Annotated in this window: 14 protein-coding genes; 9 read left to right on the top strand and 5 right to left on the bottom strand. The window is 41.0% G+C overall.

Features of this window, described 5'->3' with window-relative positions; all coding sequences use genetic code 11:
• Positions 1–322: 322 nt before the first annotated feature.
• The 3 genes from cmoB to AACU95_RS14400 form a co-directional block, all read right to left on the bottom strand.
• Entirely contained in the window at positions 323–1,297 is a 975-nt protein-coding gene (gene cmoB / locus AACU95_RS14390) for a tRNA 5-methoxyuridine(34)/uridine 5-oxyacetic acid(34) synthase CmoB (protein ID WP_036894847.1), read from the bottom strand.
• A gap of 2 nt (positions 1,298–1,299) precedes the next feature.
• On the bottom strand, positions 1,300–2,049 hold the full coding sequence (cmoA, locus tag AACU95_RS14395) for a carboxy-S-adenosyl-L-methionine synthase CmoA (RefSeq protein WP_004242718.1): 750 nt from the start codon (positions 2,047–2,049) through the stop codon (positions 1,300–1,302).
• Between the two features lie 184 nt (positions 2,050–2,233).
• A complete protein-coding gene (locus AACU95_RS14400) occupies positions 2,234–2,632 on the bottom strand; it encodes an MAPEG family protein (RefSeq protein WP_004242719.1) in 399 nt (132 codons plus the stop codon).
• A gap of 268 nt (positions 2,633–2,900) precedes the next feature.
• Here AACU95_RS14400 and aspS point away from each other — a divergent pair, with 268 nt between their 5' ends.
• From aspS to ruvB, 6 genes are all read left to right on the top strand, one after another.
• Positions 2,901–4,685, top strand: coding sequence for an aspartate--tRNA ligase (gene aspS, locus AACU95_RS14405; protein WP_017628154.1), 1,785 nt, complete (start codon positions 2,901–2,903; stop codon positions 4,683–4,685).
• Positions 4,686–4,688: 3 nt separating this feature from the next.
• Positions 4,689–5,123 (top strand): dihydroneopterin triphosphate diphosphatase, encoded by a 435-nt coding sequence (nudB, locus tag AACU95_RS14410; protein WP_004247981.1) that lies wholly within the window; start codon positions 4,689–4,691, stop codon positions 5,121–5,123.
• Between the two features lie 28 nt (positions 5,124–5,151).
• Complete coding sequence (locus AACU95_RS14415; RefSeq protein ID WP_004242729.1) at positions 5,152–5,907, top strand: YebC/PmpR family DNA-binding transcriptional regulator; 756 nt, start codon at positions 5,152–5,154, stop codon at positions 5,905–5,907.
• A 124-nt stretch (positions 5,908–6,031) separates the two neighbouring features.
• The gene (gene ruvC, locus AACU95_RS14420) at positions 6,032–6,553 is read left to right on the top strand and encodes a crossover junction endodeoxyribonuclease RuvC (RefSeq protein ID WP_004242730.1); all 522 of its coding nucleotides are present in this window, start codon (positions 6,032–6,034) and stop codon (positions 6,551–6,553) included.
• 102 nt (positions 6,554–6,655) lie between these two features.
• Positions 6,656–7,279, top strand: a complete 624-nt coding sequence (gene ruvA / locus AACU95_RS14425; RefSeq protein ID WP_004242731.1) for a Holliday junction branch migration protein RuvA — start codon at positions 6,656–6,658, stop codon at positions 7,277–7,279.
• A gap of 12 nt (positions 7,280–7,291) precedes the next feature.
• The gene (gene ruvB, locus AACU95_RS14430) at positions 7,292–8,302 is read left to right on the top strand and encodes a Holliday junction branch migration DNA helicase RuvB (RefSeq protein ID WP_004242732.1); all 1,011 of its coding nucleotides are present in this window, start codon (positions 7,292–7,294) and stop codon (positions 8,300–8,302) included.
• A 91-nt stretch (positions 8,303–8,393) separates the two neighbouring features.
• Here ruvB and znuB read toward each other — a convergent pair whose 3' ends face one another.
• A complete protein-coding gene (gene znuB / locus AACU95_RS14435) occupies positions 8,394–9,179 on the bottom strand; it encodes a zinc ABC transporter permease subunit ZnuB (protein WP_004242754.1) in 786 nt (261 codons plus the stop codon).
• The gene (znuC, locus tag AACU95_RS14440; protein ID WP_004242756.1) at positions 9,172–9,897 is read right to left on the bottom strand and encodes a zinc ABC transporter ATP-binding protein ZnuC; all 726 of its coding nucleotides are present in this window, start codon (positions 9,895–9,897) and stop codon (positions 9,172–9,174) included. Before znuC ends, znuB begins: the two co-directional genes overlap by 8 nt.
• 74 nt (positions 9,898–9,971) lie before the next feature.
• Here znuC and znuA point away from each other — a divergent pair, with 74 nt between their 5' ends.
• The 3 genes from znuA to lpxM all read left to right on the top strand — a co-directional run bounded on the left by znuA (position 9,972) and on the right by lpxM (position 13,338).
• Positions 9,972–10,916 carry a zinc ABC transporter substrate-binding protein ZnuA gene (znuA, locus tag AACU95_RS14445; RefSeq protein WP_004242757.1) on the top strand — a complete coding sequence of 315 codons (945 nt, stop codon included), beginning with the start codon at positions 9,972–9,974 and terminating at the stop codon, positions 10,914–10,916.
• Between the two features lie 12 nt (positions 10,917–10,928).
• Positions 10,929–12,257: a murein DD-endopeptidase MepM gene (mepM, locus tag AACU95_RS14450; RefSeq protein WP_141191968.1), complete on the top strand. Its 1,329-nt coding sequence runs from the start codon at positions 10,929–10,931 to the stop codon at positions 12,255–12,257.
• Between the two features lie 106 nt (positions 12,258–12,363).
• A complete protein-coding gene (gene lpxM / locus AACU95_RS14455; RefSeq protein WP_004242762.1) occupies positions 12,364–13,338 on the top strand; it encodes a lauroyl-Kdo(2)-lipid IV(A) myristoyltransferase in 975 nt (324 codons plus the stop codon).
• Positions 13,339–13,370: the final 32 nt, after the last annotated feature.

Genomic DNA, 13,370 nt, shown 5'->3' on the forward strand with positions numbered 1-13,370 from the left:
AAAAATAGGTGGCAGACAGCAATGATCTTAATTGAGTTTATAGAGCAATAAACGAGTGTCTGCCAGTAACAGAAAATGGATACCAAAACGGTATTGAGAGAATTTTCTGGCAGAATTTAGTTCATTGTAGGGAAGTACCTCTTGGGGAGAAAAAAGATAAAATCATGAAGAATTATAATGACAAAAAAACCTTAATCAATACTCAAATAAAATTTATTGTTTATAGACACGGGGATTTTATATAAACAGAAAATAAAACCAACAGGTTATAAAAAGGGTATTATTGATAAATACCCTTCTTATAGAAATGACTCGTGGTTAATTAAGGTTTAGTCGCAATTAAAATTGCCCGTTTAGGAGCTGGATAGCCTTCAACGGTTTTGGTGTGATCGAGAGGATCTAAGAATGCTTCTAATGAATCACTCACCATCCAATCCGTTTTACGTTGCTCTTCGAGTGATGTGACATTTTCATCAACAATGCGTACATCTTTAAAACCGCATTTTTCTAACCATACTTTGAGCATTTTGGCTGACGGTATAAAGTACACATTACGCATCTGTGCATAACGCTCACCAGGAATTAAACATTGGAATTCATCACCATCAATCACAAGACTCTCTAATACTAATTCACCACCAGAAACGAGCTGATTTTTCAATTGCCAAAGATGATCAAGTGGTGAACGACGGTGGTAAAGAACCCCCATTGAAAATACCGTATCAAAAGCATTTAGTTCTGGCATTTGTTCAATGCCGACAGGAATTAAATGGGCACGCTGATCGTTACCTAATAATTTTCTGACTGCTTCAAATTGGCATAAAAAGAGCTGAGTGGGATCGATACCGACAACAAAATCAGCCCCTTCACCAAGCATCCGCCACATATGATAACCACTGCCACAACCAACATCTAAAACTAATCGGCCTTTAAGAGGCGAAAGATGGGGCAATACGCGATCCCATTTCCAGTCTGAACGCCATTCAGTATCAATATTGACACCATAAAGAGAAAAAGGGCCTTTGCGCCATGGCATTAACGCTTTTAGAATATTCGTTAAACCAAGTTGTTCACCGGTACTTAATGCTGGGGTTTTATTGGCGATAACACCTTGCTTTAAATTAAGTTCAGAGGGCGTAATCTCAGGTAAGTTTTCCAGCATTCTTTCCCATGAAGCAAAATGGCCATGTAAAGCATGGGCGCGCCATTCTGATAATTGTGCCGGCAGCGTATCAAGCCAATGAAATAACCGTTCATCTTGCGCAATATGTTGATAAAATGAGCTAAAATTTATCATGATTATTCGCCTTTGATGGCTAACAGAGAGCCAAAATTAAAACATTGGAACCAAACTTCAGCATGAGGAAAACCTGCTTGATGTAAGCGTGATTTATGTGTTTCAACAGGATCAGTGAGCATCACATTTTCTAACATACTACGTTTTTGACTAATCTCTAATTCACTGTAGCCATTAGCACGTTTAAAGTCGTGGTGCATATTAAACAGTAATTCACCAATTTGTTTATCTTGAAAACTGAATTTTTCTGATAACACTAAAACCCCACCAGGATTTAACCCTTGGTAAATTCGATTTAATAATCTTTGGCGATTATCAGGGGCTAAAAATTGTAAGGTGAAATTAAGGACAACCATTGAGGCATTATTAATGTCAATATCAAGGATATCGCCTTCAATAATTTCAACGGGTGTTGCTGCTTTATAAGCATCAATATGACGTTGACAACGCTCAACCATCGCAGGTGAATTATCAACACCAATAATTTTACATCCCGCTACATCGATATTACGACGCATAGAAAGGGTAGCAGCACCTAACGAACATCCTAAGTCATAAACTTGGCTATGAGGGGTGACAAAACGACCCGCTAACATGCCTATCATGGAAATAATATTGGAGTAACCGGGCACTGAGCGTTTGATCATATCAGGGAACACTTCAGCGACTTTTTCATCAAAGCGCCAGTCACCAAGATTAGCAATAGGTGTCGCAAATAAGTTGTCTTGTGGTGCTGATTTTGAATTAGACATAACTAAAATAGACTTAAAGAATAAAAGAAGCGGGTATTCTACCAGAAGCGACGTTGCTCACAAAGTTGCATTATTTAGAAATAAATTAGAAAAACAGGTAAACCTTTTCGATACCTTGCCGTTATTAGACTCAACAGCAAGGATGTCTATTGTGATCATGGATGATCATATTTTCCTTGTGGTATTAATAGTAGAAGGAAAAAATTTGTATCCAAGGAAGGAAGTAAATATTAGCAAGGATCATTAAGACCATTGATAAATAGGTTGCGGCCATACCAGAGCGACGCCAGCGTATCTCGCGGTGTTTCAACCCGTAAGAGTGAAGAAGACGACCGGCTATTAAAATGGAGCCACAAATATGTACCATCCAAACAAAGGCGCCATTCATTTCCATGATAAGTAATAAAATCATAGAAATAGGGATGTATTCCACTGCATTACCATGGACGCGAATAGCGGTTTGTAACTCATAAAAACCACCATCACCGTATGCAACTCGATATTGTGTTCTAAGTTTTACAACATTTAGGGACAATTTAATCAATAATAGTGCGCCCAATACGATATAAAGCGAGCTAACCATCTTTTCTCCATTGCCAAAACTAAAAAAACGGCGAATTTAATGATAAACCTCAAAGCGATTTATGTCGCTATAAATAATTATTATTAATTAATTATTTTGGGATTAGCAAATCCTTGAAAAGATGTATCATATAATCTAGGTCTATACTCTTATCGTCGGGAAGAATTTTCGTTATAATGTCTGCCTTTTTTTTTGACACTACTCGAAAAAGACTATTGCCAAAATTTCCGCAGCAGAAAGCACAACAAGCTGAGTAAAAGGATATTGTATGCGTACTAATTATTGTGGGCAGTTGAATAGCGCCCATGTGGGCCAAAAAGTGACTCTTTGTGGTTGGGTTAACCGCCGCCGTGACTTAGGTGGACTTATCTTTATTGATATGCGAGATCGTGAAGGTATCGTTCAGGTCTTTTTTGACCCAGAGCAGAAAGAGGCATTTTCACAGGCTTCAGAACTGCGTAATGAATTTTGTATTCAAGTCACAGGAACAGTACGTGCTCGCCCTGATAGCCAAGTTAATAAAAATATGGCAACAGGTGAAATTGAACTAGCGGCAGAATCGCTGTCTATTTTTAACCGTTCTGAAGCGCTACCTTTAGATAGCAACCAAACGAATACAGAAGAGCGTCGTTTAACTTATCGTTATTTAGATTTACGTCGCCCTGAAATGTCACAACGCCTAAAAACTCGTGCGAAAATCACAAGTTTTGTTCGTCGCTTTATGGATGGTGAAGGGTTCCTTGATGTAGAAACGCCAATGCTAACTAAAGCAACGCCAGAAGGTGCGCGTGACTATTTAGTACCAAGTCGTGTTCATAAAGGTAAATTCTACGCATTACCTCAATCACCACAGCTTTTCAAACAGCTGTTAATGATGTCTGGTTTTGATCGCTATTATCAAATCGTAAAATGTTTCCGTGATGAAGATTTACGTGCTGATCGCCAACCTGAATTTACCCAAATCGATGTTGAAACCTCTTTCATGACCGCAGAACAAGTGCGTGAAGTGATGGAGCGCATGATCCACGCATTGTGGCTAGATATCCTGAATGTTGATTTAGGGGCATTCCCTGTCATGACCTTTGCAGAGGCTATGCGTCGTTACGGCTCTGATAAACCAGACCTACGTAACCCAATGGAACTCATCGATATTGCTGATTTAGTGAAAAATGTTGAGTTTAGCGTCTTTGCACAAGCGGCTAATGATGAAAAATGTCGTGTTATCGCGTTACATGTACCGGGTGGTGCATCGTTAACTCGTAAAAATATCGACGAATATACTCAATTTGTCAGTATTTATGGTGCCAAAGGCCTAGCGTGGATGAAAGTCAATGAAAAGGCAAAAGGTATCGAAGGGGTACAAAGCCCTATTGCTAAATTCCTGACTAATGATGTGGTTAACAGCATCTTAGCGGCAACAAATGCAACAGATGGCGACTTAATTTTCTTTGGTGCGGGTCGTCAAGGTACCATGAGTGATGCTATGGGAGCGTTGCGCCTGAAAGTCGGTCGTGATCTGGAACTAACTGATCTTAACGCATGGAAACCACTGTGGGTTATTGATTTCCCAATGTTTGAAGAAGATGAAGATACCGGCAGCCTAAGTGCAATGCACCATCCATTTACTTCACCAAAAGATCTCACACCGGCAGAGCTAACCGCACATCCTGTAGGCGCTGTAGCTAATGCCTATGATATGGTCATTAACGGTTATGAAGTTGGTGGTGGCTCAGTGCGTATCCATCGTAATGAAATGCAACAAGCGGTATTTAGCATTTTAGGTATTACTCCGGATGAGCAACGTGAGAAATTCGGTTTCTTATTAGATGCGCTAAAATTTGGTACACCACCGCATGCAGGGTTAGCATTTGGTTTAGACCGCTTAGTGATGTTATTAACAGGAACAGATAATATCCGTGATGTTATCGCGTTCCCGAAAACCACGGCAGCGGCTTGCTTAATGACCAATGCACCAAGTTTTGCAAATGAAGACGCGTTAAAAGAGCTGGCTATTCAAGTGACAGAAAAAGAAGTTAGCACAGATAACGAGTAAATGATGAAATATAAGCACCCAGTATGTGTTTTAGTTGTTATCTATGCCAAACAGACTAAGCGGGTGCTTATGCTGAAGCGTCGAGATGATCCTGATTTCTGGCAATCTGTGACAGGGAGCCTTGAAGAGGGCGAAACACCTTATCAGGCCGCATTACGAGAAGTGCAGGAAGAAGTAGGAATTGATATCATAAAAGAAAATCTTGAGCTGGTGGATTGCCATCGTTCAATTATTTTTGAGATATTCGCACACTTTCGCCATCGTTATGCGCCTAATGTGACACATTGTCAGGAACATTGGTTTATGTTAGCACTTCCCTCTGAACGGGAAATTGAACTGACTGAGCATACGCAATACCAATGGTTAGATGCGCCACTGGCGGCAAAATTAACTAAGTCAGCCAGCAATCAGCAAGCGATTGAAGAATTTGTTATTTAATTATTAGACCACGTTTGGAGATATTTTCATGGCAGGTCATAGTAAATGGGCCAATACTAAACACCGTAAAGCAGCGCAAGATGCGAAACGCGGTAAGATTTTCACTAAAATTATTCGTGAATTAGTTACAGCAGCACGTTTAGGTGGTGGTGATCCTGCAACTAACCCACGTTTACGTGCGGCAGTTGATAAAGCATTATCTAACAACATGACTCGTGACACACTAAACCGCGCAATTGCTCGCGGTGCGGGAAATGATGAAAACGATAATATGGAAACCATCATTTATGAAGGCTACGGCCCTGGTGGTACTGCTGTTATGGTTGAATGTTTAAGTGATAATCGTAACCGTACTGTTTCCGATGTTCGCCATGCCTTCACCAAAACAGGTGGTAACTTAGGAACGGACGGTTCGGTATCTTATCTCTTTACCAAAAAAGGTGTTATCTCTTATGCACCGGGTGTTGACGAAGATGCCGTCATGGAAGCCGCACTAGAAGCGGGTGCAGAAGACGTTGAAACTTATGATGATGGTGCTATTGACGTTTACACAACCCCTGAAGCTTTCGGTGAAGTAAAAGATGCCATGGATGCTGCGGGTTTTGTCGCTGAATCAGCGGAAGTTTCCATGATCCCATCAACAAAAGCAGAGCTTGATATTGATACCGCACCAAAATTAATGCGCCTTATCGATATGCTAGAAGATAGCGACGATGTGCAAGAAGTGTATCACAACGGTGATATCTCTGATGAAGTTGCAAAACAACTGGAAGATATTCTGTAATTGGTATCACGATAACGGCCAATAGTGGTGTTTTACACTGCGTTGAATAGTGCGAAGAGAAGAGCAGAGCAAGCGTATTTGCTCTTTTCTCTCGCCATCGACCTTATCCGCCATAGGAATTGTTATGGCTATTATTTTAGGTATTGACCCTGGCTCTCGTGTCACGGGATATGGCGTAATTCGCCAACAAGGGCGACAACTTATCTATTTAGGAAGCGGATGTATTCGTACACAGGTTCCTGATCTACCAAGCCGACTGAAACGCATTTATGCGGGAGTCAGTGAAATCATCACTCAATTTTCACCCGATGTATTTTCTGTTGAACAAGTCTTTATGGCAAAAAATGCAGACTCGGCATTAAAATTAGGCCAAGCAAGAGGTGTGGCGATTTTAGCAGCAGTCAATAATGATCTTCCCGTATTTGAATATGCGGCACGTCAAGTAAAACAGAGTGTGGTAGGAACAGGGGGAGCCGATAAAAGCCAAGTACAACATATGGTACGCTCAATCTTAAAACTATCTGCAGCGCCACAGGCAGATGCTGCAGATGCGCTAGCGATTGCGATTACACACTGTCACTTTAATCAAAACTTATTGCGTGTAGGTGATCCGCGTCTTGTTTTAACGCGAGGAAGATTAAGATAGGCTATCTGTTGGTAAAACAGATTAGTTTTTCGCAGGCTGGATATACGTCCAGCTTTTTTTATGTTATAAATTTGGCGTCAATATTTTTGCGGAGGCGTTAGGGTGATAGGACGTATTAGAGGCGTTATTCTTGAAAAACAGCCACCAGTGGTGCTGATCGAAGCGGGTAATGGGGTGGGTTATGAAATAAATATGCCTATGACCTGTTTTTATGAGTTACCTGATATTGGTCAAGAGGCGATTATCTACACACAATTTATTGTTCGTGAAGATGCGCAATTACTATATGGTTTTAATCAAAAACAAGAACGGGCATTGTTTCGTGAATTGATAAAAGTCAATGGTGTAGGGCCTAAGCTAGCACTGGCTATTTTATCAGGAATGTCTGCACGCCAATTTGTCACCGCAATTGAAAATGAATCCATCTCCTCATTAGTTAAATTACCGGGAGTCGGTAAAAAAACCGCAGAACGATTAGTGGTTGAAATGAAAGATCGCTTCAAAGGGCTTAATGGCGATCTATTTGAACAAAACGGCGATATTGAGCTACCAGCCAGTGCATCATCGAAAGCGCCATCTGCTGCAGATATTGAAGCAGAAGCTTCCGCTGCCTTAATTGCCTTAGGTTATAAACCACAAGAAGCTGCCAAGATGATTAGTCGGGTAGCAACGGCGGGTGCTGATAGTGAAACACTTATCAAAGAAGCATTACGCGCAGCGATTTAGGAGTAATTGATTGTGATTGAAGCAGATCGCCTGATTTCAGCAGATATACAACAACCTGAAGAAGAAATTATCGATAGGGCTATTCGTCCTAAGCTGCTTGCTGAATATGTGGGACAACCACAAGTTCGTGAACAGATGGAAATCTTTATTCAGGCGGCTAAACTACGTCATGATGCCTTAGATCACTTACTTATCTTTGGCCCGCCGGGGCTTGGTAAAACCACGCTGGCTAATATTATTGCCAATGAGATGGGCGTTAATTTACGTACAACCTCAGGGCCTGTATTAGAGAAAGCTGGCGATCTTGCCGCTATGCTAACCAATCTTGAGCCTCATGATGTACTGTTTATTGATGAAATTCATCGACTCTCGCCCGTTGTTGAAGAAATACTCTATCCGGCAATGGAAGATTATCAACTTGATATTATGATTGGTGAAGGGCCGGCAGCACGCTCCATTAAAATCGACTTACCGCCATTTACTTTAGTTGGGGCGACGACCCGAGCGGGATCGTTAACCTCTCCATTACGTGATCGTTTTGGTATTGTACAACGCCTTGAATTCTATAATGTCGATGACTTACAGCATATTGTTGCACGTAGTGCCAGCTTTATGGGGTTAGAAATAACCGCAGAAGGGGCGCGACAAATTGCTATGCGTTCACGAGGTACACCGCGTATTACTAACCGCTTATTACGCCGAGTAAGAGACTTTGCTCAAGTCAAAGGTAATGGTGAAATTGATGAAGATATCGCGTCTAAAGCACTCGATATGCTTAATGTTGATGCTGCCGGTTTTGACTATCTTGACCGAAAACTGCTCTTTGCCATTATTGATAAATTTATGGGTGGCCCCGTAGGGCTTGATAATCTTGCGGCAGCTATTGGTGAAGAGCGTGAAACTATCGAAGATGTATTAGAGCCTTATTTAATTCAGCAAGGTTTTATTCAACGCACCCCCCGTGGTCGTGTAGCCACAAATCATGCTTATCGTCACTTTAATCGCATTATGGAAGCACCTTAATAAACATATTCGCGCATTTTCTATTAAAAAATAGCCCTTGCTATAAATTAGCAAAGGCTATTTTGTTGTTTATAAGATAAATGCTAAATAACTACTGCTTTGCTGGTACAAGCAAGCTCAATACAAATAAACTACTGGCGGCTAATACTACTGATGGGCCTGCAGGGGTGTCATAGAATGCAGAGAAAGTTAATCCCCCAGTGATAGCAAACATACCTACAGCGACGGCAATCACTGCCATCTGTTCTGGTGAACGTGAAAAACGGCGCGCTGTTGCTGCGGGAATAATCAATAGTGACGTAATGATAAGTGCACCAACAAATTTCATTGCCAACCCAATTGTTAATGCGGTGATCATCATCAATTTTAAACGTTCGCGTTTAATATTCACACCATCGACAAAAGCCATATCTTGATTAATAGTCATTGAAAGAAGTGGACGCCATGAACGGATAATCACTAATAAAACAATAACGACACCAATAAAAATACTGATCACATCTTGGTAATTAACGGAGAGTAAATCACCAAAGAGATACGCCATTAAATCAACACGAACATTGGCCATTAAACTGACGACAACAAGCCCTAAAGAAAGGGCGCTATGAGCCATGATACCTAACAAGGTATCAACAGAAAGTTGAGGCTTTAGTTCTAACCAAACTAATAAAATAGCTAACAGCAAAGTTACGGCAATAACGGCATAAAAAGGCTCTATATTAAACAGCAGGCCAAAAGCGACCCCCAATAAAGAGGCGTGGGCGAGGGTATCGCCAAAATAGGACATTCTGCGCCAAACAACAAAGGAGCCTAATGGACCTGCGGCCATCGCTAAGAGCATACCGGCGATCCAGCCCGGTAACAGCAACTCAATCATGATGACACTCCTTATTATGTTGGTGATGATGACGATAAATACCCAGTTGTTCAGCACCACGACTACCAAACATAGCTATAAATTCAGGGTGAGAAGAAACCACATCTGGTGTACCTGAGCAGCAGATATGACCATTTAAACAGAGCACTTCATCTGTTTTAGCCATAACCAGATGTAAGTCATGTGACACCATTAAAATTGCGCAGCCTAATTCATTGCGAAGCTGATTAATTAAATCATAGAGGGCTAATTGACCATTTACATCAACCCCTTGAGTGGGTTCATCTAGAACTAACAGTTGTGGTTGATTAAGTAAAGCTCGGGCGAGTAAAACACGTTGTGATTCACCCCCTGATAATTTTTGCATAGGGGCGTTTATTAATTTTGCTGCATTGACTCGTTCTAAAGCAGGTAAAATATCTTTATCTTTAACACCCGGTTTTAAGGTCATAAACCGCTTGACTGTCAATGGCATAGTTGGATCGAGATAGAGTTTTTGAGGTACATAGCCAATACGTAAACTATGTTGACGTTCAATCTTTCCAGAAGAGGGAGCCAACAACCCTAAAACCAAACGAATAATCGTTGACTTACCCGCACCATTAGGGCCAAGTAAGGTAAGAATACGGCCTGCTTTTAGATTAAAAGAGATATCTTTTAGAATAACGCTTTCACCAAAAGAGACACCAACCGATTTTAAACGAATTAAGTCAGACATAAAATTAGCACTTGCAGAATCATTGAAACGTTATAATATAACATTTCCAATGACGTTTCACGAGAATTTTGCCTATGTTACATAAAAACAACAAATTTGCGCATGGTTTTTTAATTAAATCATGTTTAGTGACTGCTATGATAGCCTCATTTAGTTCATCTGTTCAGGCAGATGTTGTTGCTTCAATTAGGCCGATAGGGTTTATTGCGGCAGCAATTGCTGATGGTGTAACGCCAACAGAAGTTTTATTACCTGATGGGGCATCGCCACATGATTATGCATTAAAACCTTCGGATTTACGCAAAATCACCTCAGCAGATTTAATGGTATGGGTTGGGCCGGATATGGAAGTCTTTTTAGATAGACCATTAAATAGACTTAGTGACAAAAATAAGCTGGCTTTAGCGGAAACTGACAAAATAAAGTCGCTTTTATTGAAAGATGATAATGACAATGTGCATAAACATGAGGAAAATCACGAACATCATTCTCATGGTGATTATAATATGCACATCTGGTTATCACCAGAGATTGCGTTGTCGTCTGCAAAACAGATCCACGATAGGTTAGTGACGCTCTATCCAGATAAAAAAGAACTTCTGGACGTAAACCTAAGTAAATTCAGCGAACAACTCAAGCAAACAGATAAAAATCTTGTTAATATTCTGTCGCCTGTTAAAAACAAGGGTTATTTTGTCTTTCATGATGCTTATGGCTACTTCGAAAAACATTATAATTTAAAGCCATTAGGTCATTTTACGATCAACCCTGAAATACAACCAGGTGCACAGAAATTACATCAAATACGAACACAGTTGGTTGAGCAAAAAGCCACATGTATTTTTGCTGAGCCACAATTTAGGCCGACAGTAATTGAGACAGTGGCGAAAGGCACTGGAGTTAAAATGGGGGTATTAGATCCCCTAGGAAGTGGGATTGCATTAACTCAAGATAGTTATGTGAAATTCCTTACCCAATTAGCTAACCAATATGCGAGCTGCCTGAATGAAACACAATAAGGAATTAAGAACGTGCAGCAGAAGACGAGATCCATTGCACAGGTATATTTAAATTTACCCTTACCACATAAAATTATGCTTGGTTCGTTAACTGCAGCAACACTGGCTGTCGCAATATGGCGGCCAGTTGTGCTTCACACCGAACAAAACAGAGAAGTTCCTATCAGTATTCAGACTCCCCTAACAACCCAAGGGGAAAACACCGACGATATTATTACCGACAGTAGTGATCAGCTAACAGATGAAGGACTTGTAGGTGCTGATGATGGTGTCGATACTAGCACCGCAGTGGCACAGGTTCCTCATACTTATATTGTCTCCAGTGGAGATTCATTAAGTTCGATATTAACGCAATTTGGTATCGACTCAGCTGATATTGCAACGCTCTCCAATCAAAATAAAGATCTCAGAAACCTTAAAATAGGCCAACCAATAAGTTGGAAACTTGATGATGATGGTTTATTGCAAGAGTTAAGTTGGGGCGTTTCTCGCCGAGAAACTCGTGTTTATACGCGTACGGAAACAGGTTTTACTGAAGCAAAAGAGTTCCAAAAAGGCGAATGGAAAAATAGTGTGACCACAGGGGTTATCCGTGGTAGTTTCTCTGCAAGTGCAACAAATGCTGGCTTAACTAACGCAGAAGCTCGCGCAGTGACTAAAGCTTTGCAATGGCAATTAGACTTTAGAAAATTACAAAGTGGTGATAAATTCTCAGCCCTTTTTTCTCGTGAAGTCTTAGATGGTCGTACCGAACAGAGCGAACTTATTGGTGTGCGGTTACGAAGTGGTGGTAAAGATTACTATGCTTTTCTTGCTGAAGATGGCCGCTACTATGATAGCCAAGCAGGTGGTTTAGAACGTGGTTTTATGCGTTTTCCAACGGTAAAACAGTTTAGAGTCTCTTCTCAATTTAATCCTCGCCGTATCAATCCTGTCACAGGCCGTGTTGCACCGCATAAAGGGGTTGATTTTGCTATGCCTGTTGGTACGCCTGTTTTAGCTACAGGAGATGGTGAAGTCATTGTCTCTAAATACAGTGGTGCAGCAGGTAATTTTATTGCTATCCGTCATGGTAGCCAATATACCACTCGTTATATGCACTTACGCCAACTGTTAGTCAAACCGGGACAACGTGTAAAACGAGGTGATCGCATTGCACTATCCGGAAATACAGGGCGCTCCACAGGGCCACACTTACATTATGAATTATGGATCAACCAACAAGCGGTTAATCCATTAACAGCTAAATTACCCCGTGCAGATGGCCTAACAGGTAAAGAGAAGCGTGAATACTTAGCTAAAGTAAAAGAGATCATGCCTCAATTAACGTTAGATAATTGACATTAAACAAGAAGTTAAAGACATAAAAGCGGATGATTGATATCATCCGTTTTTGTTTTAATGATTTTTACGCCTATTTAGAGGTGTCAGTTCAGCGAGTTATCTGATGAATAAAGAAAAAGATACAGATAGTAAAGCGGGTTATGTACCGACTTTTCACCGCGCCTATTTGCATCCTCGTCATTGGGGAACCTGGTTTGGTGCAGGCGTATTGTGTGCATTAGCGTATATGCCGGTAAAATGGCGTGATCCGCTCCTTGCTTCTATAGGTCGTTTTGTTGGGCGTAAAGCGAAAAGTGCCAGACGTCGTGCAGATATCAATTTAAGATATTGTTTTCCTCACTGGGATAAAGCACAACGAGAAGATGTGCTTGATAAAATGTTTGAAACAGCGCCACAGTCTTTCGTGATGCTTGCAGATCTTTGTTTAAGAGGGGCTAAACACACATTACAGCGTACCTCTTGGGAAGGGATAGAGATTATAGAGCGCTTAAAAGCACAAGGGCGTAATGTTATTTTTATGGTACCGCATGGATGGGCTGTTGATGTACCTGCCATGTTATTGGCTGCTAAAGGGCAAAAAATGGCAGCAATGTTTCACCACCAAAAAGATCCGGTGACTGATTATTTATGGAATAAAGCACGTTACCATTTCGGCGGACGTTTACACTCGCGCGAAGCGGGGATAAAACCTTTTATTTCAACGGTGCGCCAAGGGTTTTGGGGGTATTATTTACCTGACCAAGATCATGGTGCCGAGCATAGTCAATTTGTGGATTTTTTTGGTACCTATAAAGCCACATTACCGGCGATTGGCCGATTAATGAAAGTATGCAGAGCGGCCATTGTGCCACTGTTTCCTGTTTACTGTCATAAAACGCATCAACTAAAGATTATTATCCGTGAGCCGATGGATGATATAGAAGGGCAAGATGATCGTTATATTGCGCGTCGGATGAATGAAGAGCTAGAAGCGTTAGTCTCACCAACACCAGAGCAATATACTTGGATCTTAAAACTATTAAAAACGCGTAAAGAGGGGGAAATAGAACCTTATGCGCGTGAGAATATCCTAGACTAGTCTATTGCTGGTGAACGAATAGGAAGATAAAA

Origin of the sequence: Proteus sp. G4415 (assembly GCF_963896075.1) — a bacterium.
Lineage (GTDB): Bacteria > Pseudomonadota > Gammaproteobacteria > Enterobacterales > Enterobacteriaceae > Proteus > Proteus mirabilis.